This is a genomic window from Blastopirellula sp. J2-11, from assembly GCF_024584705.1.
Lineage (GTDB): Bacteria > Planctomycetota > Planctomycetia > Pirellulales > Pirellulaceae > Blastopirellula.
The window spans coordinates 728,132-753,547 of record NZ_CP097384.1; the positions used below are offsets into that span (position 1 = coordinate 728,132).

Genomic DNA, 25,416 nt, shown 5'->3' on the forward strand with positions numbered 1-25,416 from the left:
TCATATTGTTGCCGAAATTGTCAATCAGCACGCTTGACGCTACTTCGCGCGACGAATAGGTTCGTATGTCTGTTTTTAATTCTGCATCTGCCACAGTATTCATTTTAAAAATACTGATTGCCATATCCGTCCCGGTCGAACTTTTGCCATGCACGTCAAATCGCTCAAAGTGTTTTGCGACGTCGTTGGGCAGCGTAGTTTTTCGCGGGCGGCAGACGAAAACGGCATCTCGCAGTCAGGCGCAAGTCAGGTGGTTCACCAACTGGAAGAGCGTCTGGGAGTGAAGCTTATCGACCGGTCGAAGCGCCCCTTGGTGCCGACTCCGGAAGGGGAGATGTACTATCACGGCTGCCGACAAATCGTGCGGCGGTACTATGCGTTAGAAGAGGACATTCGCACTTTCCATGAGGAAGTGGGAGGACGTGTCGCGGTGGCTTCGATCTATTCGGTCGGGCTCAGCCATATGAACGATTGCGTGCAAGAGTTCCTCTCGAAGCATCCAAAAGCGAACGTGCGGCTGCAATACCAACATCCGCAGACGGTCGTACGAATGGTGGCGTCGGATCAGGTCGACTTTGGTCTGGTCAGTTACCCTCGGAATACGAAGGCGATCAAAGCGGTCGCTTGGCGCGAAGAACCGATGGCGTTGGTTTGCTCTCCGCAGCACGAACTGGCGGGTCGTTCGTCGGTTTGGCTCGATGAGTTGGACGGGCTCGATTTTGTCGGCTTTGATTCTGAATTGCAGATCCGTCGCGAAATGGATCGCGCCTTATCGGCGCACGGCGCAGAAGCGCACGTCGTGATGGAGTTCGATAACATCGAAACCATCAAACGCGCCATTGAAATAAACGCCGGTATCAGCTTGCTGCCGACGTCAACGGTCGTCCGCGAAGTTCAATCAGGCACGCTTGTCTGCGTCGAACTGGAAGGTCGTCCGCTTGTGCGTCCGCTCGGCATTATCACGCGACAGGGAAAAGAGTTAGGCAAAACAGCCCGACGCTTTATCCAACTGCTGCACGATAAAGCGGAGTTAAGCGAAGCGGCGAAAGCGGCTCAAGTCGCTTCCGAAACGGCTCCCCTCTTCGCCGAATCGGAAGACTATTCCGCTGCGGAAGATTCCGCGGTGGAAAGCGATATCGAACACGGAGTTTCGAGTCGCGCGTAGGTTGCCGAGCGGGATGGACTCGGTCTGCGAATCTTTCGCGGTCGGGGTCTCTACCGACATGGCGCCTGGGGCCAAGGATGGCGCTTAAACGAACACGAAGTAGATTGAGTTTTCAAACGAAGGTTGTAGGCATGGCTTTTGCGAGTGATTCGCCGCGTCAGCAAGGTCGCACTGAGCGTCCGGGCAAACAAGGCTTGTATGACCCCGCTTTCGAGCACGAGAACTGCGGCGTTGGGTTTGTCGCCCACGTCAAGGGCCAACGCTCGCATCAGATGGTTCTCGACGCCGAAACGATTCTCATCAACATGGACCATCGCGGTGCGTGCGGCTGTGAGCCGAACACCGGCGACGGGGCCGGCATGATGACTGCGCTGCCGCACGAGTTTCTGACCAAGGTCGCCAAAAGCGATCTCGGCGCCGAATTGCCGGCGGCTGGTCAGTACGCGGCTGGCGTCGTCTTTTTGCCGCAGGAGGAAGCGTCACGCACTTTCTGCAAATCGGCCGTCGAGAAGTACATCGTCGAAGGTGGCCAAAAGCTGGTCGGCTGGCGCCCTGTGCCGACCGATTCGAAGAAGGCCGACATCGGTCCAACCGCGCTGGCCTGCGAACCGGCCATGGAAATGCTGATCATCGCCGCCGGCGACGATGTGGCGGATCAGGAAGACTTCGAGCGTCGCGTTTACACCATTCGTAAGCGGGCCAGTCAACTGCGGGCCAACGATAATCTGCCGCAAGCCAAGATGTTCTACATCTGCAGCTTGTCGACCAAAGTGATCATCTACAAAGGGATGCTCACTCCGGCGCAGTTGGTGCCGTACTATCCCGACCTATCGGACGAAGATTTCACCACGCACCTGGCGATGGTTCACTCGCGGTTCAGCACCAACACGTTCCCCTCGTGGGATCGCGCTCAGCCGTGCCGCTTCATGTCGCATAACGGCGAAATCAACACGCTCCGCGGCAACAAAAACTGGATGGCCGCTCGCCAGGGCGTTGTCGCCAGCGAGATTTTTGGCGACGACATCGACAAGTTGTTCCCCGTTGTGGAGCCTGACTGCTCGGACTCGGGTTCGTTTGACAACGTGCTCGAGTTCCTCCAGATGTCGGGCCGATCGCTGCAAGAATCGGTCATGATGATGGTGCCCGAAGCTTGGCAAAAGCACGAGACGATGTCGGAAGAGAAACGCGCCTTCTACGAATACCATAGCTGCTTGATGGAGCCATGGGACGGACCAGCGTCGATCGTCTTTACCGATGGTCACTACATCGGCGCCGTGTTGGATCGCAATGGTCTGCGTCCCAGCCGCTACTATCTGACCAACGATGATCGCGTCATCATGGCCAGCGAAGTCGGCGTGTTGCCGGTCGATCCGGCGATCGTTAAAGAGAAGGGACGTCTCCAACCGGGGCGCATGTTCCTGATCGACTTTGAAGAAGGGCGCCTGATTCCTGACAAAGAGTTGAAAGACTCTTTCGCCAAGCAGCGTCCCTACGCGAAGTGGCTGCGCGAGCAGCGGATCGAACTGGCCGAACTAAGCCCCAAAAACGAGCCGCACGGATTTAATCCAGAGACGTTGCTCGAGCGGATGCAGGCCTTTGGCTACACCAGCGAAACGATGCAGTTCATGCTGCTGCCGATGATCCATCAAAAGCGCGACCCGGTCGGCTCGATGGGGAACGACTCGGCGCTCGCTTGTCTCAGCGATAAGCCGCGGATGCTGTATGACTATTTCAAGCAGCTGTTCGCCCAGGTCACTAACCCGGCGGTCGACTCGATTCGCGAAGAAGTCGTGATGTCGCTGGAGTGTTACATCGGCCCCGAAGCGAACTTACTGGAAACGACGCCGGAACACGCGCATCGATTGCTCGTTCCGCATCCGATTTTGACCAACGAAGAACTCGCGGCGCTCAAGCATATCGATACGCGTGGTTGGAAGTCGAAGACGATCGACATCACCTTCCCGCTGGCCGAAGGAAAAGCGGGTCTGACTTCGGCGCTCGATCGCATTTGCGACGAAGCCGAGCAAGCGATTGACGACGGCTTTTCGCTGATCGTCTTGTCGGACCGCGGCCTGTCGGCCGATCGCGTTCCGGTCAGCACGCTGTTGGCGACCGGAGCGGTGCACCATCGCCTGGTGAATACGGCCAAGCGAACTCGCATCGGTATTGTGCTGGAAACCGGCGAAGCCCGCGAAGTGCATCACTTCTGCTTGCTGGTCGGATACGGCGCCGATGCGATCAATCCTTATCTGGGATTTGAATCGCTCTGGCAAGCTCGCGAAGACGGACTGTGCGACGAAGAATTCGCCGACGACGATCAGATTGTCTCCGCTTATCGCAAAGCGGTCGCCAAAGGCATTCTCAAAGTCATGGGTAAGATGGGGATCTCCACGCTCCAGTCCTACAAGGGCGCCCAGATCTTTGAAGCGCTGGGTCTGCAAACCGAAGTGATTGATCGTTGCTTCGCCGGCACGGCCAGTCGCGTGCAGGGAGTCGACTTCGGCGTGTTGGCCGAAGAGCACATCCGCCGTCATCGTTTGGGTTATCCCGAACGAAGCGAAGGCCAACTGCCGGTCCTGCCGAACCAGGGCGAGTTCCATTGGCGAGCCGAAGGGGAGCGCCATGCGTGGAGCCCCCAGGCGATCGCCAGCATTCAAGTCGCCGCACGCACCAACAGTGCCGACGCCTACAAAGAATTTGCCCGCACGATCAACGAAGATTCACGAAATCGGTGCGCCTTCCGCGGACTGCTGAAGTTCATGGATAACCCGACTCCCGTTCCCTTGGACGAAGTCGAATCGGCGGCCAATATCGTCAAACGGTTCTGCACCGGCGCGATGAGCTTTGGCTCGATCTCGGCCGAATCGCACGAGTCGTTGGCGATCGCGATGAATCGCTTGGGCGGCAAGAGCAACACCGGTGAAGGGGGCGAAGATATCGCGCGCTTCACGCCGATGGCCAACGGCGACTCAAAGCGTTCGGCGATCAAGCAGATCGCGTCAGGACGGTTTGGCGTCACGATCAACTACCTGACCAACGCCGATGAGCTGCAAATCAAAATTTCGCAAGGCGCCAAGCCGGGCGAAGGTGGCGAATTGCCAGGCAAGAAGGTGGACGAAAACATCGCGCGCATCCGGCACTCGACGCCGGGCGTCGGCCTGATCAGTCCTCCGCCGCATCACGACATTTATTCGATCGAAGACTTGTCGCAGTTGATTCACGACCTGAAGAACGCCAACCCGTCGGCTCGCATCAGCGTCAAGCTGGTCTCCGAAGTCGGCGTGGGTACGGTCGCCGCCGGCGTGGCGAAAGCGAAAGCGGATCATATTTTGATCTCCGGCGACACCGGCGGAACCGGGGCCTCGCCGTTGACCAGCATCAAGCATGCCGGTCTGCCGTGGGAGCTGGGCATCGCCGAAGCGCACCAGACGTTGGTGATGAACGACCTGCGGAGCCGCGTCATCCTGCAAACCGACGGCGGTTTGAAGACCGGCCGCGACGTGGTGATCGCCGCAATCCTGGGCGCCGAAGAGTTTGGTTTCGCCACGGCGCCGCTGATCACGCTTGGTTGCATCATGATGCGGAAGTGTCACCTCAACACTTGCCCGGTCGGGATCGCGACGCAAGATCCGGAGCTGCGCAAGAAGTTCAGCGGCAAGCCGGAGCATGTGGTCAACTACTTGTTCATGGTCGCCGAAGATGCGCGGGAAGTGATGGCGAGCCTGGGCGTGCGAACGTTGAACGAACTGATCGGCCGCGTCGATCTGTTGGAAACCGACGCCGCAATCCAACACTGGAAGAGCGACGGCATCGATTTGACGCCGCTTCTTTCGCCCCCTTCCAAACCGCACGACAAAGTCGAGATCTTCAACACGATGAAGCAGGATCACGGGCTGCAGTTTGCGCTCGATAACGAGTTGATCGCCAAGGCGATGCCGTCGATCGAATCGCGAAATCCGATCCGCTTTGCTTCCAAGATCATTAACATCAATCGTGCCGTCGGCGCTACGCTGAGCCATGAAATCGCGAAACGTCATGGCGAAAACGGCTTGCCTGACGATTCGATTCATATCGACTTCACCGGTTCGGCCGGGCAAAGCTTCGGAGCATTTTTGGCTCGCGGCGTGACGCTCGAGCTGGAAGGAGACGCGAACGACTACGTTGGCAAAGGTCTCTCCGGAGGACGCATCATGATCTATCCGCCGAAGGTCAGCTCCTTCCAAGCGGAAGAGAATATGATTGTCGGCAACGTTTGCTTGTATGGCGCCACTGCGGGTCAGGCCTTCTTCCGGGGACGCGCCGCCGAGCGGTTTTGCGTTCGCAATAGCGGCGCCCAAGCGGTGGTCGAAGGAGTCGGCGATCATGGTTGCGAGTACATGACCGGCGGGCGATTGGTCTGCTTGGGCAACACCGGTCGCAACTTTGCGGCAGGCATGTCTGGAGGCATCGCCTACATCTGGGATGTGGAAGAGAAATTACTGAAGAATTGCAACCTCGGCATGGTGGAGCTGGAACGGCTCGAAAACCAACAAGATATGACCGAAGTGCGTACGCTCATTCAGTTGCACCAGCGCTATACCGGTTCGCTCGTCGCCGAGCAGATCCTGAGCGACTGGGACAATATGATCGATCGCTTCGTGAAAGTGATGCCGATTGACTACAAACGGGTGCTCATGGAACGCATGCAGCATGAAGAAGAAGAAGACGTCCAACTGAGCGGAGCGGAAAGCCATGGGTAAGCCCACCGGATTTATGGAATACAAACGCGAAGTGGTCCCTTACCGGGACCCGCTGCTTCGCGTCCACGATTACGATGAATTTCAAATTCATGTTGACGAGCAACACCTGAAAACGCAGGGCGCTCGTTGCATGGACTGCGGAGTGCCGTTTTGCCAAAGCGCAACCGGTTGCCCTGTTGATAACCTGATTCCTGAGTGGAACGACCTGGTCTACAAGGGACGTTGGCGCGAGGCGCTCGATCGTCTCCACAAGACCAACAACTTCCCCGAGTTCACCGGTCGCGTCTGTCCCGCGCCTTGCGAAAACGCTTGCGTGCTCGGCATCACCAATCCGCCGGTCGCGATCAAGAACATTGAAGCGGCGATTGTCGATCGTGGTTGGGAAGAAGGGTGGATCACCCCGAAACCGCCGACCAAACGAACCGGCAAAAAGGTCGCCGTCATCGGATCTGGTCCGGCCGGTATGGCCGCCGCCGATCAGTTGAACAAAGCGGGCCATCAGGTCACCGTCTACGAGCGTGACGATCGTATCGGCGGGTTGCTCATGTACGGAATTCCGAACATGAAGCTCGAAAAAGAACGAGTCGTCGAGCGACGCGTCAACTTGATGAAGGCCGAGGGGATCGAGTTCGTCACCAACGCTCATATCGGCGTCAACGTCGAAATGGCCGATCTCCGCAAAGATAACGACGCCGTCGTGTTGGCCGTCGGCGCGACCAAGCCGCGTGATCTGCCGATTCCGGGGCGCGATTTGAACGGCGCCTATTTCGCCATGCAGTTTTTGAAGGCGAACACGAAGAGCCTGCTCGACTCGGAATTGAAAGATGGCAATTACATCTCGGCCGAGGGGAAAGATGTGATCGTCATCGGCGGCGGCGACACCGGCACCGACTGTCTCGGCACGTCGATTCGACATGGTTGCAAAAGCGTCGTCAACTTCGAACTGTTGCCGCAGCCGCCTGCCGAACGAGCGCCGGAGAATCCTTGGCCGCAATGGGCGCGGATCTTCCGCGTTGACTACGGTCACCAGGAAGCGGAAGCGAAGTTCGGGCAAGACCCGCGCACGTACTGTGTTCTCAGCAAAGAGTTTCTCGGCGACGGCAAGGGCAACTTGACCGGCATCCGTACGGTCAACGTCGAGTGGAAAAACGAGAACGGCCGCTGGAACATGCAGGAAGTTCCCGGCAGCGAAAAAGAATGGAAGGCCGATCTGATTCTGTTGGCGATGGGCTTCCTTGGCCCTGAAGAAACGTTGGTCGAAAAGCTGGGCATGGAAACCGACCAACGGTCGAATTTCAAAGCCGAGTACGGCCGTTTCGCAACCAGCATTGACGGCGTCTTCGCCGCCGGCGACTGTCGCCGCGGTCAAAGCCTGATCGTCTGGGCGATCAACGAAGGTCGCGGCGCCGCCCGCGAATGTGATCGCTACCTGATGGGGAAGACGGAACTTCCGTAACAAAGCATGGCGACCGACTCGCGCACGGGTCGGAAGCCGGCAATAGCCAAACGGCTACGGTGCGCTACGCTTGCCATGATTGGCAATAAAAAAGGGAAGCTCTGATCAAGGGCTTCCCTTTTTGCTGCGCGGTGGGGGCCGGCTATTCTCCTGCAGCATTGGCCAAATGTTGATCTGCTTGCTGCTTCTTCATCAGCTGACCGGCGGCGGTCTTCTCTTTGGCGTCGCTCGATATCGACATAACCGGTTGGCAATTATTCACGATCAGACCGACCAATTCCAGCGATAAGGTGCGCAGCGCCTCCATCGGAAATCTCACTCTTGCCAAGCCGCTGTTCTCCTCACCTGATTCGGCGACCAACGCGAAGCGATCGGCAAACGCTTTCAGCAACGAGGAAGATAGATCACTGGACTTTGGGGCCGCAATCGAGTTGCGTCGAGCCATAGAAAATCCTCAAACGCCATGTTATTTGAGCGGTATAAATCTGCCGCAAATAGTGTTTGATTCTGCGGATTCATTTTATACAATCCTGTGTGGTCGGGATTTTTTTCTTTTCAAGATTATAAATTTGGTTGCGGCCAAGCTCTCGCGTTAAGCGCGAATCCTTTTCTTTTCCATCTCTTCTCCTCACGAATAGAGGCGTCTCCCCATGAAAAACCGAACAGGTTTTACGCTGGTTGAACTGCTGGTGGTCATTGCGATCATCGGCGTCTTGATCGCTTTGTTACTACCGGCTGTGCAGCAAGCGCGCGAAGCGGCGCGGCGGATGAGTTGCACCAACAATTTGAAGCAATTGGGACTTGCGCTGCATAACTACCACGACGTCAACAAACGCTTGCCGATTGGCACGGGACAGGTCACCGCAGTTTGGCAAGGCACAGGCAATCATGGCAGTTGGTTGGTTCGGTTGTTACCCTTTGTCGAGCAGACGAATGTCTACGATCGACTTGATAAGTCTGATGTCGATCTCAGCACGACCGCCAATGGCGATCCGCTGTACCAGGTTGTGATCCGAGATTTCATCTGTCCTAGCGATGACCATGACGGCACTTGGACCGGCAGCCAAGGTTATCCGGCGACCCAAAAGCGGGCGGTGGCTAACTACTCGGCCAGCATGGGCAGTCAAAATAATTCACCTTGCGGCACCCACAATAATTTTTTTGGAACGGGCCCCGACGTGCGCAATGATGAAGACTTTGGCAACCTGGCGAAACTGTCAGGCGTGATTGGTCACCGGGCCGTGGCGGCGGCGTTCAAAGACATTACGGATGGCCTATCAAATACGATCGCACTCGGAGAAGTTCGGCCGAAATGTTCAAACCATGTCCGCCGCGGTTGGTTGGCTGCAAACAGTCTCTACACCGGCACTGGGATCGCGATCAATTTTAATACCTGCGAAGGGACGCCCGGTTCAGGGACAGGCTGCAATCAACATGTCAATCAATGGGGCGCTTCGCAAGGTTTTAAGTCGATTCATCCCGGCGGATGCAACTTCGTCTTTTGCGACGGTTCGGTTCACTTTGTGAGTGAGACGATCGACATGGTGAACTATCAGCGATTGGGGGATCGCCGCGACGGTCAGCCGCTCACCGAATTCTAAACCGTAGCCATTTTGGACGAACCGTTAGCTATCATCTTTTTTTCTCTGCGACTGCGGAAGAGGACTGTGTCTATGTCTCGTCTTGTAAGTTGGGTGAGTCGATGCCTAGCGCCGGCGATCCTACTGATTGCGGCGATTGGTTGCGGCCGAGGAAATCCGCTTGGATTGGTGCCGGTCAGCGGTCGAGTGACGTTGGATGGTGCGCCGCTGGCCGACGCGACCGTTTCGTTTATTCCAGAACAAGGTCGACCCGCTTCCGGAACGACCAATGCCGAAGGAAGGTTTGAGCTGACGACGCTCGATCCAGGCGATGGCGTCATGCCTGGCGATCATAAGGTGACCGTGATGAAATACGCCGATCACGACGCCGAGAAAAATCCTTACGCCAGGCTCGTCAGTTTGGTTCCGGTTCACTATGTGGAGTTGAAGACGACTCCGCTGACGGTCAGCGTCCCTAAGTCGGGCGACAGCAATGTTGAGATCACGTTAGCGAAGAAGTAGCTCGGCAGTGAAGCAGGCACAAAAAAAGGACGCCTGAGGGAAAAGGCGTCCTTTTGCGGAGGATTGACTTAGGGGCCTTGGCTTACGCTTCGGCCAGGTTGGCTTCGATAAAGTTCTTGGCGTAGCTTTCGTAGCCGCCGCCAAATTGTTTGGCCATCGAGTCGGGGAAGACGTGGAACTCGCCCTTCTTCAGCGCGTGGATGATGCCTTCGCTGACCACCGTCGGCGGTTCGGCGCCTTCGCTCATACCGGCGGCGTCGGCCATGTCGGTCGCGATCGGGCCAGGATGGACGCTGACGACGGCGGTTCCTTGGGCGCCCAGTTCTTCGCGCAGCGCCTGGGTGATCGAGTAGGAAGCGGCCTTCGATGCGGAGTAGGTCGCCGCGCTGAGGAAGGTCTTGATCGAGACGACCGAGTTGAGTTGGACGAAGGCGCCCCCTCCATTTTTCTTCAGCACCGGGGCAAAGGCTTGGGCGACTCGCAATAGTCCATAGACGTTAACATCGAACTCAAACTGCAGCGCGTCAGCCGCTTCGGGAGAAAGCGGAGTCTGCGACTTGTAGACGCCGGCGTTGTTGACCACCAGTTCTACGTCGCTCGCCGTTTGGGCCGCGGCGGTGATGGTCGCCGGCTTTTGCAGATCGACTTCGACCGGGATGACGCGATCGCCATATTGGGCGACCAGCGGATCGGCCGACTTCAGATCGCGAACCGCGGCGTACACCTTTTTGGCGCCGTGTGAGAGGAGCGATTCTACGATTGTTTTGCCAATTCCGCGGTTGGCGCCGGTGACCAAAGCAACTTTGCCGTTTACGTCGAAACTCATTGGACGGTTCCTTGTAATGAAAGGCGACGCGCTGGGCGTCGGTCGTGTTCCGTAGATTTTCCCGCCTGTCTGTCTTCTACGATGCCGACCAAGGGGGATAGTTTCGCACGGAGGGAAAAAACTTTTCGTATCAACTGTTTTGCATTTTTCCCCGTTTCACAATCTGACCGTCGCTTTCCATTCGGGGTTACCGGCGAACGCGGCCGGTCATCGGCACAAATTGTACGGGGGCGATTTTTTCGTGCTCGAACTGGTCGCTTCCTACTTTGCGAATGCATTGCAAGATCTGAGGAGCATCGCCCAGCGGCATGACCAGTCTTCCCCCGATGGCAAGCTGGTCGAGCAGCGGTGGAGGAACCTGGGGGGAAGCGGCGGCGATGAGAATCGCATCAAAGGGAGCGGCGCTCGGCCAACCAGCATAGCCATCTCCTTGTTTCAGATGAACGTTGCGATAGCCAAGTGTGCGCAGACGTTCGGCCGCAGAGTCGGCGAGTTCGCGCAAGATCTCCATCGCGTAGACCTCGGCGCCGATCTCGGCTAGCACCGCCGATTGATAGCCCGAACCGGCGCCCAGGTCGAGCACGCGCGACTTTTCGTCGACGTGCGCCAACTGCGTCATCAGCGCAACAATATAAGGCTGCGAGATGGTTTGTCCCGCGGAGAGCGGGATCGCATTATCCTCATAGGCCAAATGCTGCGAGAGGCCAGGGACAAACTGATGACGCGGGACGCGACGCATCGCGGCCAAGACGGCTCGATCATGGATACCCCGCGGGCAAAGCTGCTGTTTGGCCATTTCGGCCCGCAGTTGGGCGAAGTTCGCTTCTTGTTGCGGCGAGAACGCCTGCGACATTTTACATCTCCCTTTGGAATTAAGTTTATGGCTGGTTGGGAGGAAAGGAAAATGGGAGGGGGCGACCAAGAGTAATCGCGAAAAGTTATTGAGAATATTTTCGAGAGATAGGAAACGAATACGCATCGCGCAGCGTCTTAATGCACGTTCCCTTGCGGAACCTTTCTTTTTGCCTGCTGCTGAGGGGGAGCAGTGCAGGTCGGTGTTGCTGCCCTTATGCCGATTTGCGGCTCCCCCTCAGATTTTCAGCGTCCCTCTCTGGGCGTTGGCGGTCTTCTGCACGCTACTTGTGGCGCGGTCGTCAATCCGCATAATCGTTGGCTGACACCTACACGAATTTTTGCACGTCTTCCGAGGTATCGTCCATGCTCGACCTGTTCGACAAAATCGAAGAAGCGGTCGCCGCGATCCGCAAAAAATGGGACAAAGTCCCGACCGCCGGTATTATTTTGGGAACCGGGTTGGGCGGATTGGTCGAGGAAATCGAAGTCGAAGCGTCGCTCGAATATGAAGAGATTCCGCACTTTCCTTCGTCAACGGCCGTCAGCCATCGTGGACGTTTGGTTTGCGGCACGCTGAATGGACTGCCGGTGGTAGCGATGGAAGGCCGCTTCCACATGTACGAAGGGTACTCGCTGAAACAGATCACGCTGCCGGTCCGCGTGATGAAAGCGCTCGGCGCCGATCTGCTGGTTTGCTCCAATGCCTCCGGCGGGATGAATCCTTATTTTCATTGCGGCGACATCATGGTGATCGAAGATCAAATCAATCTGCTGGGCGACAACCCGCTGATTGGGATCAACGACGATCGTCTGGGGCCCCGTTTTCCGGATATGTGCGAACCATACGATCTTTCGCTGGTTGATATGGCGCTGGAAATCGCGCGGCAAGAGAACATCGTCGCACACAAGGGAGTCTTTGTTGCGGTGGCCGGTCCGAATCTGGAAACGCGTGCCGAGTATCGTTTCCTGCGTCAGATCGGCGCCGATGCGGTTGGCATGTCGACCGTGCCGGAAGTGATCGTCGCAGTCCACTGCGGCATGAAAGTGATCGCGATGTCGATCATCACCGACCTCTGCTTGCCTGACGCGCTGAAGCCGGCGAATGTCGCCGATATTATCGCGACCGCCAACGAAGCCCAGCCCCGTTTGTGCACGTTGGTCAAAGGAGTGTTGGCCCGCGTTCAAGCCGGCGGTTAATGTCGCGTATAACGATCCAAGCGGCGTCGGTTGTGAGAAACGCAGAAATAGCAAACGCCGAAACCACGGATGATGGACGGAACAACAGGGTCAGAATTCAACCGGAGACATTCACACTAGCCCGCTGCGCGAGCGAGGGAATGCGGTTCGCCAATTCAATCCGAGTTGGAATTGCCTACCGCATTCCCTCGCTCGCGCAGCGGGCTAGTGTCTCGATGGTTCGACATAGTGCAACTTAAAAACTCGCGCGTCAATAACGTAGGCTGAGGGAGAGGCCGGGATTTGTTTCGACTGTCTGCTGAAGTGGAGGAAATCGCCGCCGCGGTCCGTCGCCGTTGGAATCGCCGTCCCAAAGCGGGCGTGATTCTCGGGACCGGATTGGGGAGTCTCACCGAAGGAATCGACGTCGAGGCGTCGATCGACTACGACGACCTGCCGTACTTTCCTCAAACGACCGCGCTCAGCCATGCCGGTCGCTTAATCGGCGGCAAGTTGGCAGGCGTCGACGTCTTGGTGATGGAAGGTCGCTTTCATCTCTACGAGGGATACTCGCTCGACCAGATCACGCTGCCGGTTCGCGTGATGAAGGCGCTGGGCGCTGATCTGTTGGTCGTCAGCAACGCGTCGGGCGGGATGAATCCTTACTATGAGTCGGGCGACATCATGCTGATTGAAGATCACATCAACCTGATGTGGCGCAGTCCGCTGCAAGGGCACGCCGACGAAACGAAGCAGGCCGAACGCTTTCCCGACATGTCCTCTCCGTATGATCGCAACTTGCTAGAGCGAGCCGCCGAGATCGCGCGCCGTGAAGCGATTCGCGTTCATCAAGGGGTGTACGTCGCGATGAGCGGACCAAATTATGAGACCCGCGCCGAATATCGTTTTCTACGCAACATCGGCGGCGATGTCGTCGGCATGTCGACGGTGCCCGAGGTGATTGTCGCTCGGCAATGCGGTTTGCAGGTTCTGGCGCTGTCGACCGTGACCAACGTTTGTCTGCCGGACGATCTAGGACGCGTCGGCAAGTATGACGTGGTCAACGCAGCCAAAGGCGCCGAGCCGAAGCTGCGGCGGATCGTGCGGGAAGTGATTCGCGAAGCCTAAGTTACGATCCGCGAAGATTACTTCTTCGCTTCTTCGTGATACTCTTGCTCGGTGTTAACGTCCCAAACGTTGTTCTTTTCGGTCGAGCCTGCACAGATGTTGTCGACGGCGGTCATGGCCGCGAGCATCGAATGGTCTTGGTTGTTGTAGCGGTGCATCCCGTTGCGGCCGATCAGATACAAGTTGTCGAACTTGTCGACATACTCGCGAATCTCGTTAAATCGATCGTAAGTGCCGAAGTAGGCGGGATAGGTTTTGGGGACGCGAATCACGGTCGCGTCGAGCACTTCGTTCTCGTCGATGATGTCGATTTTGGCGAGTTCCATTTTGCCGAGTTCCGCCATTTCTTCGTCCGACTTGTTCCAAAGATCGTCATTCTCGTAGCAGAAATACTCTAGCCCCATCCAGACCGTGTTTGGGTCGGCGACCAGGTATTTGCTCCAGTTGTTAAAAATCTGCAGACGGCCGATCAGCACGTCGCGTTCTTGGATGTAGATCCAGTTGTCGCGGACCAGTTGTTCACCCTGCGGGGTGTTTTCTTTGATTTTCAGCTTGTTGACCAACATGCCGACGGTGATAAAGTCGCGAAATTGCAGCCCTTCGCTCACCTCTTTAACGTTGGCCGGAACTTCGCTGTCCATCGAGCGCATCAGTTCGTTGATCGGCATTGTCGAGAAGACATAGTCTCCGTCGATGCGGCGTTTTTCGCCTTGCTGGTTCACCACCGTCACGCCGACGATTTTGTCTCCCTCGACGTGCAATTGATCGACCTTAGCGCCATGATGGAGTTCGCCGCCAAGTTCGACGATCTTCTTCGCACAGGTTTCCCACATTTGGCCCGGACCATGTTTGGGATAGAGGAACTGCTCGATCAGCGAGGTCTCGACCCCTTTCTGACTGACGTCCTTCTTCTTGAACGGTTTTTTTACCGCGTGCATGATCGCTTTGGTGATCGACAAACCCTTGATCCGTTGGGCGCCCCAAGCGGCGCTGATTTCGTCGCAGGGCACGCCCCAGACCTTCTCGGTATAGGATTTGAAGAAGGTCAGATAGAGCTCTTTGCCGAAGCGATTGATAAAGAACTGCTCGAGGTTCTGTTCGTTTTTAATCGGAAACAATCGCGCTTGCAGATAGCTCGTGCCGATCTTCGCCATGCGGACGGGACCGAGGTTGGTGATTGTTTCGGCGCTTAGCGAAATCGGATAGTCAAAAAATTTCCGCAGGAAGTAGATGCGGCTCTTGCGGGGACGAACCAGCATCACATCATCTACTTTATCGGGGTCGGCGCCTTTGCCGTTGCCGTTGTGCGAGATGTCGCGCGTTTGATTTTGGTACTTGATCGTGAAGCTCGCGTCGGCGCCTTCTTCGATCGGCAGCATATTGACCCACCAGTCCATCACGCGGTCCGACTTCGAGAAGAAGCGGTGTCCGCCGATGTCGATGCGATTCCCCTTGTAGTTGATCGTGCGCGAGATGCCGCCGACCATGTCCGACATTTCCAGGACGATCGGCTTGATCTTGGTCCGCGTCAGCAGTTCATAAGCGGCGGTTAAGCCGGCAGGTCCGGCGCCAATAATGATGGCTGTTTGGCGATCCATGGGGTAAGCCTGATCAATCGAAAGAAAGAAGGTGGGGACGTTTTGAAGCACTCTTTATTGTTCGCCGCTATAACGCGAACTCCGTAAAGAGTAGGTCAAATTCTCGTCGAGTCGCCCACGACTCTTCCTTACAATCGGCGCAAGCGTTATTCCCGCACAAAATGATCGCGGTCGATCACTTCCCACATATAGCCAGTTGGGTCCTGGAAAAAGAATCGCTCGAACGGCGTTTCTCGAATCGGCGGGATCACCATGACGCCGGCCGCAGTCAGACGATCGCGAATCTCCGGCAACTCGGCGGCGGGAAAGAAAAAAGCGAAATGACGCCCAAATTCCTTTTCAAACGGCGAGACCTCAAACCCTTCGATCTGCAGCACATGCATCTGCTGGTCCTGGCCGATGTCGAGCCAGATCGCCAGCACGTCGGTGTTGCCGGGAACGTTGAGCCGCTTCCAGCCGAAGATCTGCGTAAAGAACGACGCGGTCGTTTCGGCGTCGCGCGTCGCCAGCGTAAAGTGGGCCAGGCTCATTGCGCGGCGCCTGTCAAAACTTGCAAGATCCCCACGCAGAAGTCGGGCAAGTCGTCCGGCTTGCGGCTGGTGACATGATGTCGATCGATCACGACCGACGCATCTTCCCAGATCGCGCCGGCGTTGATCAGGTCATCTTTGATCCCCGGCGAACCGGTGGTGCGCACGCCTTGATAAACGCCGGCCGAAATCGGCATCCACCCGCCGTGGCAAACGGCGGCGATCAGCTGTTGCTGTTGATCGAAATGGCGCAGGATCTCTTTCACCTTGTCGTCGCGGCGCAGCTTGTCGGGCATGAACCCGCCGGGGCAGATCACGCCGTCAAATTGGCTGGGATCGACGTCAGCGATCGAAATGTCGCTTTTCGCCGGATAGCCATGCTTGCCGGCGTAGGTGACGCCCGCTTCGGGACCGGCCAAAACCGACTGTGCGCCAGCTTCGATCAGCCGCAGGTGGGGATACCACAGCTCCAGATCTTCGTAAATATCGCCGACGAAAATGACGATCCGTTTGCCGGTCAGCGGCTTGCTTGCGTTCATCGCATCCTCGGTCTGTTTTATCGCGGGAAAAGAACCTTTGTACCGCGCGAACAATCGTCTGGCCATGCGTCGACTTGCACCACCTTTCGCGGCGCACTATTCTGCGGCGTGACGAGATTTTGCACCCCGATAAGAAGGAGCTAGGGCCCCATGGACCATGAAAACTCCGGCGGCGAAAAGCAGTGGCGCCCCGTGACCTCTATCCAACGCCGCGTTTTGGGCGTGTTAATCGAAAAAGCGAAGACGACCCCAGACGCCTATCCGATGACGCTAAACGCGTTGACGACCGGTTGCAATCAAAAGAGCAACCGCGATCCGCAGATGAATCTGGACACCGACGATATCGAAGAAGCGCTCGAGCAACTACGAGAGCTGGGCGCCGTGGCCGAAGTGCACGGAGATGGCCGTGTCGTCAAGTTTCGTCATTACATGAAAGACTGGCTCCAATGCGAAGGGAACGAGCTGGCGATCATGGCCGAGCTGCTGCTCCGCGGCTCGCAAACGGTCGGCGAGCTCCGCGGACGCGCCGCCCGGATGGGGAAGATTCCGGACATGGGAACCTTGCAGCCGATCCTCCGTGGTCTGCAGGAGAAGGGATTGGTCGTCGCGCTGACGCCCGAAGGTCGCGGCCAGGTCGTCACGCACGGGCTCTTTCCTGAGCGCGAGATGGAAGATCAGCGGCGGCAATTTGGGGGCGGAGTCTCCGTTACCACGCCGTTGTCGCAGCGCCCCGTCGTGCAGGCGCATCCCGTCGGCCAGGGCGGCGCAACGACTGTGCCGTCCGCCAAGCCGCCGATCGAAGCGACGGACGGACCGAATGAGAGCCCGCTGGTCCGTGAGCTGCGGAAAGAGATTGAAGATCTTAAGGGAGAGATGGGGCGGATGAAGAAGGATATTGAGGACTTGTGGTCGAACTTGGGGTAGGGGAGTTCATTGTGGATGTGTCATCGCCGCGACCTTCCTGGGTGATCAATCAAACGCTTCAATGGGAAGCGTTTGATTGTTGCGGCGACCAGACCCCTTTTCCATTTCGATGTTCCCGCTGCCGGCATCCTTTTGTGGTGTGCGCCGAATGTGACACGCTCTATTTGGATCTAAGTGATCTGTCAAAGCGAAGATCGGTGGCGGATGGCGCGATGGTCTGTACCGATTGTGATCAGGTATTTGACTACGGCGTGCTGCGGTCGGCGGAGGCTCGCATTTCGTACGCCGAATGGAGCGAAGCCGGTTTGGACCATCTGTTAGTCGATCGATCGATTACCGAACTAGTGAGTTGGTTGGCGGATTCGGCGGAAGTCTTGAGGGACATGTTGCAGCGTGGCATGCAAAGTTCGGCGAAATGTCGCTTGATCGATTTTCGTAACCTAGCCGAGTCGATCGAAGTACGCCTTTCCGATGCGACATACTACCGCGAGCAAGGCCGCCAATGGAAAGAGAATATTTCCGGTAACGACGCAGCGCGGCAATGTCAGAAGATTAACTCTGCAGTTGGGCGAGCCTACGCAATTCTGGGGATCACGGACGTGATGTTTCCGGTGTGATCTCCAGACACAAAAACAGCCCCGCGTGATTGCACTCAGGGCTGTTTTTGTGTCGTTACCAGTAGCAGGAGCCACCGCTCGCAGGGGATTGCGCCGCACGTCTTTGCGAGTTTTTGTTAATCCAAATGAAAGTCGATCGTATTCGATCCTTCTTGAACGTTCGCAGTGAGCACGGTTTGTTTGGAGGAGCAATATTTCATCGGCAGCATTTCTCTTCCGCCAACGATCACATCGGAGGATCGGTTATTCGCATACGGATTCGCTGCGTCTGCCGTATCCGCCGAGGGGGCAGGGGCTTGCTGACGCTTCGCTTGCGCCGCGCTTCCGCGAGTCGAGATAACCACTTTATATTCGCCGGGATAGATGCCGACGGTATCGACGTCAAACATCAATTCGTAGCGTCCGGCGTCGTCGGTTTTGGCGATGGCGCCGCGCGGCCCCAAGGGATCCGGTAGGAAACGGATGTCTGCGAAAGGCAGCGGCTCGCCTTGATAGGTGACGACGCCTGTGACGTGAGCGCCGATCGATTCTTGGCAGCCAGTCAGGCCCAGCGAAGCGAGGGCCAGCAGCGCGGCGATGGTTGCGCCGCTGCTGTGACAAGAAGAGAACATGGAATCTCCTTACTATTTATTCAGGAAGATGTGAACCGATAGCATGCCATACGACTGCGACTAAGGCAGGTTTGCGACCTCGCCTCCGTTGCGTGATCCCAAGCCTTCATAGGTAAGTCCGTCGATCGTGTCGGAAATAAAGTGAACGGAACCGTCTCCCAGCAAGAAATTGGCGCCACCGGTGTGAAGACTACCAGGCGTGTCCCATTGGTTGAGATCAATACCGGTCGGCGTCACGTTTAAGCGATAGGTGGGATCGGCGTCGATGCCGGTCATCCCTTGGTTGAGAAAAGTCGCGTTGTCCGGACCCATCCAATGCGAAGCATTGCGCCCGTTGGGGATGGCCAAGCCATCTCGCTCGGCGACCAGAAACGTATTGCTGGAGCCATCGGTAATACTGGCGAAATTTGTCTTGCTGTTGTGCCAGAAGCAACCGTTATACGTTGCGTTGTAGCCCGGTAGAGTATAGCCGGGGATCGGAACGGCGCGGGTAGGCGAGTCTCGATCAGCGTCCCCAAGATCTTGTCCCGAATAGCCCGATGCGGCGACGGCGACATAGTTGGACTTTCCATGTTTCCATTCGGGAAAACCGGGGAAGTAATCGCCGGAAGTGTCGCTAGGGCACATGTAGCCTGGAACGATATTCGAGGCCAGATTGCCGCTGGGATGCGACCACCACTGGAACGGAGCTTGGCGGTCGAAATTGTTGAGATGTTCCGAGAGTAAATCGAAGAGCGCGTTTTGCTCAACATACGGAAGGAGGAACGTGGACCAAAAGACGCCGTGATTGTTCCAGGTGCGAGTCGGCGTCGTTGCGCCCGGCAGATAAGGATCTTGCGTCAGCATGCCGGGCGGAAACTTGCCGTAGGTATCGTGATGGTTATGCAGTCCGATCCCGATCTGTTTCATGTTATTCGTGCAACTCATGCGTCGCGCCGCTTCTCGCGCTTGTTGCACGGCAGGCAACAACAAGGCGATTAAGACCCCAATAATTGCGATAACGACGAGAAGTTCAACAAGCGTAAATCCAGATTTGATAGGACGTATCATAGCCGCCTCTCTAGGGAAAATTATCAAAGTAAAGGCTAATTTTCTAGAACGGATCGCATTCTACCTACTTTGGGAGGCAATGCCACTATTTTTCGTACAATATCACGAAAAGCCCGGACCGATCGCGCGAGCTGGAAAAGCAGATCTCAGGGGCTGAGATTTCTTGCGCTGCGTCGGCAAGCTGCCAAGAAAGAAAACAGCCCCGCGTGATTGCACGCAGGGCTGTTTTGTGTCGTTACCAGTAGCAGGGCGCACGGCTCGCAGAGCCGTGGCACGCTGTTCTAGGTTCGGCTCTTGGCGTAGCGGACGTTCGCCAAGATTGCGGCGGTCGCTTCGGATCGATTCAGCACGTAGAAGTGGAGCCCGGGGATGCCGGCTTCGGTTAGTTCTTCAATTTGCTTGGATGCGTATTCGACGCCGACTTGCATGTGGTAGTCGGTATCGTCCGGTTTCTTTTGCAGCGCTTCGACCAACGCGCGGGGGAACTTGGCGCCGCACATCGTTGCGATCCGTTGGATCTGGGCGCCGTTGACGATCGGGAAGATGCCGGGGATGATCGGCACGTTAATTCCAGCGGCGGCGCACTTTTCGCGGAACGCGTAGAAATCTTGATTGCGATAGAAGAGCTGCGTGATGATGATGTCGGCGCCGCAATCGACCTTGTGCTTTAAGCGGTCGATGTCGAAGTCGAGCGATTCGGCTTCTTGGTGTTTCTCGGGATAGCCGGCGACGGCGACGCCAAACTCTTGAAACTCGTCCTTGATCAGTTCGACCAGTTCGCTGGCGTAGCTGAGTCCTTTGGCGGTGGGGCGAAATTTCGTCTGTCCTTGCGGGGGATCTCCTCGCAGCGCGACGATGTAGTCGACGCCGCGACGTTCCGCTTCGGCCAGGTAAAGCCGCAGATCGCCGACCGTCGAGTCAACGAGCGTCAGGTGCGACGCGACCGGTACGCCGAAGACTTGCTTCACCTTCTCGACAATGTCGAGCGTCTTGCCGCGCGTTGATCCGCCGGCGCCGTAGGTGCAGGTGATGTAGTCTGGTTTGAATTTCACCAGCTTCTCGACATGCAGCATCAACGATGCGTCCCCCTTGTCGGTCTTGGGGGGGAAGAGTTCAAACGAAAGTCCGAGTCGACCGGGGGAGTAGTAGTCTGCGAGGTTCATAGTAGGGCTTCGGTTAAAGAGCCAGCGGTTCGCCGGCTAGTTGCCGTTCGTCTTGCGTCAGTAAATACATATCGTGAATCAGCTGGATGTCGCATGCGCGCTGCGTCACTTTGCGCCGCAGGAACATCCGCTCTTGCGTTGCGATCATCACATCGGCCGTCATCTCGGTCACCTGACCGAACAAACGGGCGTAGTTAACAAAGCTGGCGACGTTGGTCGTAACAAAGCCATACAGCATGCTGCACACGCCGACCGTCTTGCCGGTGAATATGCCGGTATTGATCGCCGTCTTGGCGTAGTCGCCGACGATCGCGCCCAGGAACTGCATCCCGGTGGCGACCTTCTCACCACGGTACTCCATTTTCACCGTACCGTAGGTGTTCTTTAGGTCGCTGTTCGAGGTGCCGGCGCCCAAGTTGACCCAGCTTCCCAGGTAGCTATGCCCCAGGAAACCATGATGCTGTTTGTTGGAATAAGGTTCGATCACGGTTCCTTCGACCTCGCCGCCGATTTTGGTCGTATGGGCGAGGGAAACGGAATCTTTGATCGCCGAATGTTCCAGGAGTCGAGCGCCACGTCCAATATAAACGGGACCCCGGATATAGCAGTAGGGCCCAATCGTCGCGTCCGGCTCCACAATGATCGGTCCGGTCGACGAATCCCAAACGACATGATCGCCGATCTGGGCCGAACCGGCCAGAAACAGGCCGTCTTGTTTTTCGGTATAGGCGCCTTCGCGCAGGCGGAGTTCGAGGTTCGGGGTGAACGTATCCAGGTTCGCCTGGACAACATCGTGGGGATAATCGAACCAGGTGAGCTTGCACTTGGCGGCCGGCAGCTTGGCGATCGCAGGGCTGCTGAGATAGTCACGCAGCTCGTAGGCGTTGGCCTCGCGACCGGGAAGGGATGCATTGGCCGGCAATAGTGCGGCGAGCAAGCGATCGCCGCTGTAGATGGCTCCCGGCTTTTTGGCGGCGGCCCACTCGACCAGCGCCAGTCGATTGGCGGCCGTCGGCGCAACGACGGAGTTGAGCAACAGCGTCGGCTGGCCGTTATCCAGCGCTGTTTGGTGCAGCTCGGGGCGATCGCACTTTTGCAGTTCGATCAGATGGGGGCGAACCACTCCCCGGATTGCATCGCTGCAGGGGGTCAGCAGATCGACCAGCGTGTAGCTAGCACAGCTGATTGCGTACGCCGGCCGACCGACGGTGATCGGATAGAGCTTGGCGACGGCAGCGTCTTCAAACAGGACGATATTCATGGGCAAGGGATTCATTCCCCCTCAGAAAACCGCGATTCAATGCGGACAGGTCACCGCTTGTCAACAAACGGCGGTTCAGCACGCTACGATAGGCGCCCTGTCGGGGAGGGTCAACGGCGGCTCCCCTCTTTCCGGGCCGTCAACGGCCCGATTTCGCCGAAATTTAGCGTAGTCGGCGCTATCAGACTGTTCCTGCTGACCCGAATATCCGGCGCTCAAAGGCTACGATCTACCGAAGGATGCAAGAAAAAGCTATTGGTTAAGCCGTTATTTTTCGTGCAATGATCTAGTTTTGGATTGATCATCCAACTTTGATCCTGCGAGGCGCGGCGGTAACTATGGAATCGGTTTCGACGATTCAGTTTTCGACATTTCTGATCGGCATGACTTGCGGCGTCTTTCCGCTGCTGGCGGGGCTCTGGATCGGCATCAAGCTCATGCGCGACTCTCACGCGCCGGCCGAATCGTCGGCCGCTGAAGCGGAGAAGGCGGCGGTGATCTTGCAGCGCATGTCGAGATTCATGCATGGCCTGGCCGGCGATGTCCATGAGCAGCGTGACGTGATGGCCACCATCGAAGAGCGGATCGACGACGCTCGCCGAACGCCGTCTGGATCGAAATCGCTAGAGCAAGCGATTGAATTGTTGAAGATGATGAACGATGCGAACGATGGTCTTCAGGACCGTCTGAAGCGAGCCGAATCTTTGATCAACGAACAAACCGAACAACTAGCGACGACCCTCTCGGAAGCTCGCACCGATTGTCTGACCAAACTCTTCAATCGCCGCGCGTTTGACGAAGAACTGCAAAAGCGGTGGGCGATGTGGAAACGCAAGCAACGTCCGTTTTGCGTGTTACTGGCCGACATCGATCACTTCAAAAAGATCAATGACAAGCATGGGCATCTGATCGGCGACGCGGTCTTACAGTCGATCGCCAAGACGCTGGTCCATACGACGCGCGACGCCGATTATGTCACGCGATATGGCGGCGAAGAGTTTGCGATCCTGTTGCCCGAAACCGAATTCGACAAGGGAAACGAAGCCGCGCTGCGCATTATCACTGCGGTTCGCGAACAACTCTTTTGCGTGGGAGACGTCGAAATTCCGCTCACGATCAGCGTCGGCGTCGCGCAAGTCGCTGATCTGAATGGACCGGAAGAACTGGTCGCCAAAGCGGACGAAGCGCTCTACGCCGCAAAGTCAGGAGGTCGTGATCGCGGCTATTATTTCGACGGTCAACGCATCGTGTCGATTCTTCCCGCGACCGGCGACCAAGTCGAGCCTGCTCGCGAGTTCCACGAAGTCTGCGCCGATCTGCGTACGCGTTTGATGGATGCGACGCACTAAGTGGACGGGAATGTTGAAGATTTAAGAGAAAGCGGGAAGCGGAAAATTGTGAGCTGTGGCGGGCGTTTGGAAGGTTCGCAATTTGAAATCGCAGACGCCCATTTCTCTTCGTAGCCCGACGCGCGAGCTTTGAAGTTGCGCTATTTCGAATCAATCGAACACTAGAGCGTTTTGCTACGAGCTGCCCCATTTTGATTTTCAAACGATAGAAAGGGTAGGTCGTGGCGTTTTTTTCTCTATCGACATCAGCCGCACGGCGTTAGCCGTGGTTTCTTGTCTTCAATTTTCCGTCGTCAATGAGTTCCTGCAAGAAACCGCGGCTAACGCCGTGCGGCTAATTTCGCGGGAGCAGCCGGACCGAAACGCGACTATTTGTTCAGCTTGCTGAAAACCGCTCTAGTGTGACGATTTTCGACTGATTCGGACCCTGTTTTATCGTGCCTCACCCGTGTTCTATGCTTACGGAATTACAAAAAGGCGCAATTGCAAAACTCGCGCAGCGGGCGATGAGAAAAGAGGCGACTTCGATCGCTTTTAGCTGGCGAGCGAAACTTCCGCCACGCCCCATTGGCGACAGACGCGGAAGATCTCGGCTACGTGATCAAAGCGGCATTCTTCGCCAGCAAAGATCCGTACGCTACGAGCGCAGCTGGCTCGTGCACAGAGACGGCGCAAGTGCGCGTCGAGCAGCGCTTCCACTCCGTTGATGAAGATTTTCCCCGACCCCGATAAGACGACGTCGAGCGGTTGATTGTCAGTTTCCAGATTCATGGCAAGGCTAGGAGTTTAAAGACGTTTACCCACTCGCTGATAAGACCGAGTTCGGTAGCGGTAGGTTCGCATCTCAAGAAGCGTGGACACCGGACATTCAGGAAGGCGCCGTCGAGTGCTACTCTTGGGCGCCGGTCGCGGTGGGGTCAGCACTTTCGTTGAGATCGACCGCAGGGAGAGCGGTCGGTGCTTCAACGCTTGGCGCCGCGATTAAACTTTGCGGCGTCTGGAAATGGTTCTCCGGGGCGCCACGCGAGAAGATCGCGACCCCAACCATGCTGAAATAACCAAAGATCGCAGTAAGTACGATCAACAAGGCGACGGCGGAGCGACTCATCGGCAAACTCCTGCGCGGGGGTAAAAGGGGGCAATCTACGTAAAACAAGATTGTCGCCCCTTGATCCTTCATTATAGGCGTTTCACCGTCCGTTGTTTAGGCGAAAGCGCTGCGAAGAAGCGATAAACTTTGGGGAATTCCAATCAGGGGGTCTTCTCGGCCTTCAAACTCGAGCGAGACATAACCGCGGTAACTCTGCTGCTGCAAAAGCTTTGCGATCCGTGGATAGTCCAAGTCCAAACTGTACCAAAGACCACCGCCGATATAGGTTTTGGCCTGGACATAGACCGTCTTGGGCGCCATCAGAGCTAGACGGTCGTAGGGATCTTCCAGGAAATTGCCGGTGTCCAAGGTGACCTGCAGCCAGGGGTTATCGATCGCGTCGACGATGCGCAGCACGCCTTCCGGGGTTCGACCTAAGCCCCAGTGGTTTTCCAACCCTAGCAACACGCCGCACTTTTCGGCTTCCGGCAAGCATTTCTCCAGACTGTCGATCACCCATTGGAAGCCATCTTCGTCGGTGTAGCCGTCAATCGGCTGCTCGATTCCGCGATGCGCCATCAGGTCATCAAAGTCTTTGCTGGTTCCCCAAGTGCCGGTGTTGACCCGCATCGTTGGGATTCCCATTTCGTACGCCATGCGGATGTAGCGAATGGTCTCGTCGATGTTTTTCTGACGTTTCTCTTTGTCGGGCGAGAGGAAACCTTGGTGGGTCGAGAAGCCGCAGAGATCGACTCCGTTGACCAGCGCCGTCCGTTTCAGCTTCTGCAGATAGGCGGGCGTCTCGTTGGTCATCTGGCGATGCAAGATCTCGACGGCGTCAAAACCCATTTCGGCCGACAGGGTGATGCACTTCTCGACGTCGCGGAGATGCTCGTGTCGGAATTGCCAGAACGAGTAGGTCGAGACAGCGATGCGATTGGCGATCTTTCTCTGGGCCAATGCGGCTTCGGCGGCGGCAGGTTCCTCTGCGGACGTGGTTCGGCTGAGTGGAGCAAGAGCGGCGACGGCCGCGGCGGCAGACAGGAATTCGCGTCTCGAACGGTACATACGGCGTCTCTCTAGAAAAGGAATAAGCGAACTTCCATCGTATGAGACGATCGGCTTACCGACTACGCATTTCTAGAGCAGCTGCGCAGGTTTTCTGACGGGGTTTGTAGCTATTTCTCAATTTAGACGAATGAAATTTCGGCGTCAGTGAGAAGCGGAAAGCATTTCT

General features: G+C 56.8%; 23 protein-coding genes. 10 read left to right on the forward strand and 13 right to left on the reverse strand.

What is annotated here, in order from left to right; genetic code table 11:
• The first annotated feature begins 148 nt into the window (after positions 1-148).
• The 3 genes from M4951_RS02980 to M4951_RS02990 all read left to right on the forward strand — a co-directional run bounded on the left by M4951_RS02980 (position 149) and on the right by M4951_RS02990 (position 7,360).
• Positions 149-1,165 carry a LysR family transcriptional regulator gene (locus tag M4951_RS02980; RefSeq protein ID WP_262025002.1) on the forward strand — a complete coding sequence of 339 codons (1,017 nt, stop codon included), beginning with the start codon at positions 149-151 and terminating at the stop codon, positions 1,163-1,165.
• A 131-nt stretch (positions 1,166-1,296) separates the two neighbouring features.
• Complete coding sequence (gltB, locus tag M4951_RS02985; RefSeq protein ID WP_262025003.1) at positions 1,297-5,904, forward strand: glutamate synthase large subunit; 4,608 nt, start codon at positions 1,297-1,299, stop codon at positions 5,902-5,904.
• Entirely contained in the window at positions 5,897-7,360 is a 1,464-nt protein-coding gene (locus tag M4951_RS02990; protein ID WP_262025004.1) for a glutamate synthase subunit beta, read from the forward strand. The genes gltB and M4951_RS02990 overlap by 8 nt, the downstream gene beginning before the upstream one ends.
• 142 nt (positions 7,361-7,502) lie before the next feature.
• Here M4951_RS02990 and M4951_RS02995 read toward each other — a convergent pair whose 3' ends face one another.
• The gene (locus tag M4951_RS02995; RefSeq protein ID WP_262025005.1) at positions 7,503-7,805 is read right to left on the reverse strand and encodes a hypothetical protein; all 303 of its coding nucleotides are present in this window, start codon (positions 7,803-7,805) and stop codon (positions 7,503-7,505) included.
• A gap of 205 nt (positions 7,806-8,010) precedes the next feature.
• Between M4951_RS02995 and M4951_RS03000 the strand changes: the two genes are divergently transcribed.
• Positions 8,011-8,961, forward strand: coding sequence for a DUF1559 domain-containing protein (locus M4951_RS03000; RefSeq protein ID WP_262025006.1), 951 nt, complete (start codon positions 8,011-8,013; stop codon positions 8,959-8,961).
• A 72-nt stretch (positions 8,962-9,033) separates the two neighbouring features.
• Positions 9,034-9,462, forward strand: coding sequence for a carboxypeptidase-like regulatory domain-containing protein (locus M4951_RS03005; protein WP_262025007.1), 429 nt, complete (start codon positions 9,034-9,036; stop codon positions 9,460-9,462).
• Between the two features lie 82 nt (positions 9,463-9,544).
• Here M4951_RS03005 and M4951_RS03010 read toward each other — a convergent pair whose 3' ends face one another.
• Positions 9,545-10,288 carry an SDR family oxidoreductase gene (locus M4951_RS03010; protein ID WP_262025008.1) on the reverse strand — a complete coding sequence of 248 codons (744 nt, stop codon included), beginning with the start codon at positions 10,286-10,288 and terminating at the stop codon, positions 9,545-9,547.
• A gap of 187 nt (positions 10,289-10,475) precedes the next feature.
• Positions 10,476-11,141: a protein-L-isoaspartate(D-aspartate) O-methyltransferase gene (locus tag M4951_RS03015; protein ID WP_262025009.1), complete on the reverse strand. Its 666-nt coding sequence runs from the start codon at positions 11,139-11,141 to the stop codon at positions 10,476-10,478.
• Positions 11,142-11,506: 365 nt separating this feature from the next.
• Between M4951_RS03015 and M4951_RS03020 the strand changes: the two genes are divergently transcribed.
• Together M4951_RS03020 and M4951_RS03025 are read left to right on the forward strand one after the other, a co-directional pair.
• Positions 11,507-12,340: a purine-nucleoside phosphorylase gene (locus M4951_RS03020; protein ID WP_262025010.1), complete on the forward strand. Its 834-nt coding sequence runs from the start codon at positions 11,507-11,509 to the stop codon at positions 12,338-12,340.
• Positions 12,341-12,622: 282 nt separating this feature from the next.
• Positions 12,623-13,447 carry a purine-nucleoside phosphorylase gene (locus M4951_RS03025; protein ID WP_262025011.1) on the forward strand — a complete coding sequence of 275 codons (825 nt, stop codon included), beginning with the start codon at positions 12,623-12,625 and terminating at the stop codon, positions 13,445-13,447.
• Positions 13,448-13,464: 17 nt separating this feature from the next.
• On the opposite strand, the gene M4951_RS03030 is transcribed toward M4951_RS03025, so the two are convergent.
• From M4951_RS03030 to M4951_RS03040, 3 genes are all read right to left on the reverse strand, one after another.
• On the reverse strand, positions 13,465-15,045 hold the full coding sequence (locus M4951_RS03030) for an NAD(P)/FAD-dependent oxidoreductase (RefSeq protein WP_262025012.1): 1,581 nt from the start codon (positions 15,043-15,045) through the stop codon (positions 13,465-13,467).
• Between the two features lie 146 nt (positions 15,046-15,191).
• Positions 15,192-15,575 (reverse strand): VOC family protein, encoded by a 384-nt coding sequence (locus M4951_RS03035; protein ID WP_262025013.1) that lies wholly within the window; start codon positions 15,573-15,575, stop codon positions 15,192-15,194.
• Entirely contained in the window at positions 15,572-16,114 is a 543-nt protein-coding gene (locus M4951_RS03040; RefSeq protein ID WP_262025014.1) for a type 1 glutamine amidotransferase domain-containing protein, read from the reverse strand. The genes M4951_RS03035 and M4951_RS03040 overlap by 4 nt, the downstream gene beginning before the upstream one ends.
• A 150-nt stretch (positions 16,115-16,264) precedes the next feature.
• Here M4951_RS03040 and M4951_RS03045 point away from each other — a divergent pair, with 150 nt between their 5' ends.
• Both M4951_RS03045 and M4951_RS03050 read left to right on the forward strand, forming a co-directional pair.
• Positions 16,265-17,038, forward strand: coding sequence for a YceH family protein (locus M4951_RS03045; protein ID WP_262025015.1), 774 nt, complete (start codon positions 16,265-16,267; stop codon positions 17,036-17,038).
• A 212-nt stretch (positions 17,039-17,250) separates the two neighbouring features.
• Positions 17,251-17,655, forward strand: a complete 405-nt coding sequence (locus M4951_RS03050; protein WP_262025016.1) for a hypothetical protein — start codon at positions 17,251-17,253, stop codon at positions 17,653-17,655.
• Positions 17,656-17,771: 116 nt separating this feature from the next.
• Here the strand turns inward: M4951_RS03050 and M4951_RS03055 are convergent, their stop codons facing one another.
• The 4 genes from M4951_RS03055 to M4951_RS03070 all read right to left on the reverse strand — a co-directional run bounded on the left by M4951_RS03055 (position 17,772) and on the right by M4951_RS03070 (position 21,755).
• Positions 17,772-18,266 carry a carboxypeptidase-like regulatory domain-containing protein gene (locus M4951_RS03055; RefSeq protein WP_262025017.1) on the reverse strand — a complete coding sequence of 165 codons (495 nt, stop codon included), beginning with the start codon at positions 18,264-18,266 and terminating at the stop codon, positions 17,772-17,774.
• Between the two features lie 60 nt (positions 18,267-18,326).
• On the reverse strand, positions 18,327-19,316 hold the full coding sequence (locus M4951_RS03060; protein WP_262025018.1) for a DUF1559 domain-containing protein: 990 nt from the start codon (positions 19,314-19,316) through the stop codon (positions 18,327-18,329).
• A gap of 281 nt (positions 19,317-19,597) precedes the next feature.
• Positions 19,598-20,479 carry a methylenetetrahydrofolate reductase [NAD(P)H] gene (metF, locus tag M4951_RS03065; protein ID WP_262025019.1) on the reverse strand — a complete coding sequence of 294 codons (882 nt, stop codon included), beginning with the start codon at positions 20,477-20,479 and terminating at the stop codon, positions 19,598-19,600.
• 13 nt (positions 20,480-20,492) lie between these two features.
• On the reverse strand, positions 20,493-21,755 hold the full coding sequence (locus M4951_RS03070; RefSeq protein ID WP_262025020.1) for a putative sugar nucleotidyl transferase: 1,263 nt from the start codon (positions 21,753-21,755) through the stop codon (positions 20,493-20,495).
• A gap of 323 nt (positions 21,756-22,078) precedes the next feature.
• On the opposite strand from M4951_RS03070, the gene M4951_RS03075 reads away from it, so the two are divergent.
• Entirely contained in the window at positions 22,079-23,089 is a 1,011-nt protein-coding gene (locus M4951_RS03075) for a GGDEF domain-containing protein (RefSeq protein ID WP_262025021.1), read from the forward strand.
• A 534-nt stretch (positions 23,090-23,623) separates the two neighbouring features.
• Here M4951_RS03075 and M4951_RS03080 read toward each other — a convergent pair.
• The 3 genes from M4951_RS03080 to M4951_RS03090 all read right to left on the reverse strand — a co-directional run bounded on the left by M4951_RS03080 (position 23,624) and on the right by M4951_RS03090 (position 25,247).
• Positions 23,624-23,860: an ExbD/TolR family protein gene (locus tag M4951_RS03080; RefSeq protein ID WP_262025022.1), complete on the reverse strand. Its 237-nt coding sequence runs from the start codon at positions 23,858-23,860 to the stop codon at positions 23,624-23,626.
• 118 nt (positions 23,861-23,978) lie between these two features.
• Positions 23,979-24,197: a hypothetical protein gene (locus tag M4951_RS03085; protein WP_262025023.1), complete on the reverse strand. Its 219-nt coding sequence runs from the start codon at positions 24,195-24,197 to the stop codon at positions 23,979-23,981.
• Between the two features lie 96 nt (positions 24,198-24,293).
• Positions 24,294-25,247: a sugar phosphate isomerase/epimerase family protein gene (locus M4951_RS03090; protein ID WP_262025024.1), complete on the reverse strand. Its 954-nt coding sequence runs from the start codon at positions 25,245-25,247 to the stop codon at positions 24,294-24,296.
• Between the last annotated feature and the right edge of the window lie 169 nt (positions 25,248-25,416).

What these genes read in the sequence shown, in the direction of transcription:
- M4951_RS02980 (WP_262025002.1), top strand. Translation starts at nt 149, where the DNA reads ATGCACGTCAAATCGCTCAAAGTGTTTTGCGACGTCGTTGGGCAGCGT.
- gltB (WP_262025003.1), top strand. Translation starts at nt 1,297, where the DNA reads ATGGCTTTTGCGAGTGATTCGCCGCGTCAGCAAGGTCGCACTGAGCGT.
- M4951_RS02990 (WP_262025004.1), top strand. Translation starts at nt 5,897, where the DNA reads ATGGGTAAGCCCACCGGATTTATGGAATACAAACGCGAAGTGGTCCCT.
- M4951_RS02995 (WP_262025005.1), bottom strand. Translation starts at nt 7,805, where the DNA reads ATGGCTCGACGCAACTCGATTGCGGCCCCAAAGTCCAGTGATCTATCT.
- M4951_RS03000 (WP_262025006.1), top strand. Translation starts at nt 8,011, where the DNA reads ATGAAAAACCGAACAGGTTTTACGCTGGTTGAACTGCTGGTGGTCATT.
- M4951_RS03005 (WP_262025007.1), top strand. Translation starts at nt 9,034, where the DNA reads ATGTCTCGTCTTGTAAGTTGGGTGAGTCGATGCCTAGCGCCGGCGATC.
- M4951_RS03010 (WP_262025008.1), bottom strand. Translation starts at nt 10,288, where the DNA reads ATGAGTTTCGACGTAAACGGCAAAGTTGCTTTGGTCACCGGCGCCAAC.
- M4951_RS03015 (WP_262025009.1), bottom strand. Translation starts at nt 11,141, where the DNA reads ATGTCGCAGGCGTTCTCGCCGCAACAAGAAGCGAACTTCGCCCAACTG.
- M4951_RS03020 (WP_262025010.1), top strand. Translation starts at nt 11,507, where the DNA reads ATGCTCGACCTGTTCGACAAAATCGAAGAAGCGGTCGCCGCGATCCGC.
- M4951_RS03030 (WP_262025012.1), bottom strand. Translation starts at nt 15,045, where the DNA reads ATGGATCGCCAAACAGCCATCATTATTGGCGCCGGACCTGCCGGCTTA.
- M4951_RS03035 (WP_262025013.1), bottom strand. Translation starts at nt 15,575, where the DNA reads ATGAGCCTGGCCCACTTTACGCTGGCGACGCGCGACGCCGAAACGACC.
- M4951_RS03040 (WP_262025014.1), bottom strand. Translation starts at nt 16,114, where the DNA reads ATGAACGCAAGCAAGCCGCTGACCGGCAAACGGATCGTCATTTTCGTC.
- M4951_RS03045 (WP_262025015.1), top strand. Translation starts at nt 16,265, where the DNA reads ATGGACCATGAAAACTCCGGCGGCGAAAAGCAGTGGCGCCCCGTGACC.
- M4951_RS03050 (WP_262025016.1), top strand. Translation starts at nt 17,251, where the DNA reads ATGGTCTGTACCGATTGTGATCAGGTATTTGACTACGGCGTGCTGCGG.
- M4951_RS03055 (WP_262025017.1), bottom strand. Translation starts at nt 18,266, where the DNA reads ATGTTCTCTTCTTGTCACAGCAGCGGCGCAACCATCGCCGCGCTGCTG.
- M4951_RS03060 (WP_262025018.1), bottom strand. Translation starts at nt 19,316, where the DNA reads ATGATACGTCCTATCAAATCTGGATTTACGCTTGTTGAACTTCTCGTC.
- metF (WP_262025019.1), bottom strand. Translation starts at nt 20,479, where the DNA reads ATGAACCTCGCAGACTACTACTCCCCCGGTCGACTCGGACTTTCGTTT.
- M4951_RS03070 (WP_262025020.1), bottom strand. Translation starts at nt 21,755, where the DNA reads ATGAATCCCTTGCCCATGAATATCGTCCTGTTTGAAGACGCTGCCGTC.
- M4951_RS03075 (WP_262025021.1), top strand. Translation starts at nt 22,079, where the DNA reads ATGGAATCGGTTTCGACGATTCAGTTTTCGACATTTCTGATCGGCATG.
- M4951_RS03080 (WP_262025022.1), bottom strand. Translation starts at nt 23,860, where the DNA reads ATGAATCTGGAAACTGACAATCAACCGCTCGACGTCGTCTTATCGGGG.
- M4951_RS03085 (WP_262025023.1), bottom strand. Translation starts at nt 24,197, where the DNA reads ATGAGTCGCTCCGCCGTCGCCTTGTTGATCGTACTTACTGCGATCTTT.
- M4951_RS03090 (WP_262025024.1), bottom strand. Translation starts at nt 25,247, where the DNA reads ATGTACCGTTCGAGACGCGAATTCCTGTCTGCCGCCGCGGCCGTCGCC.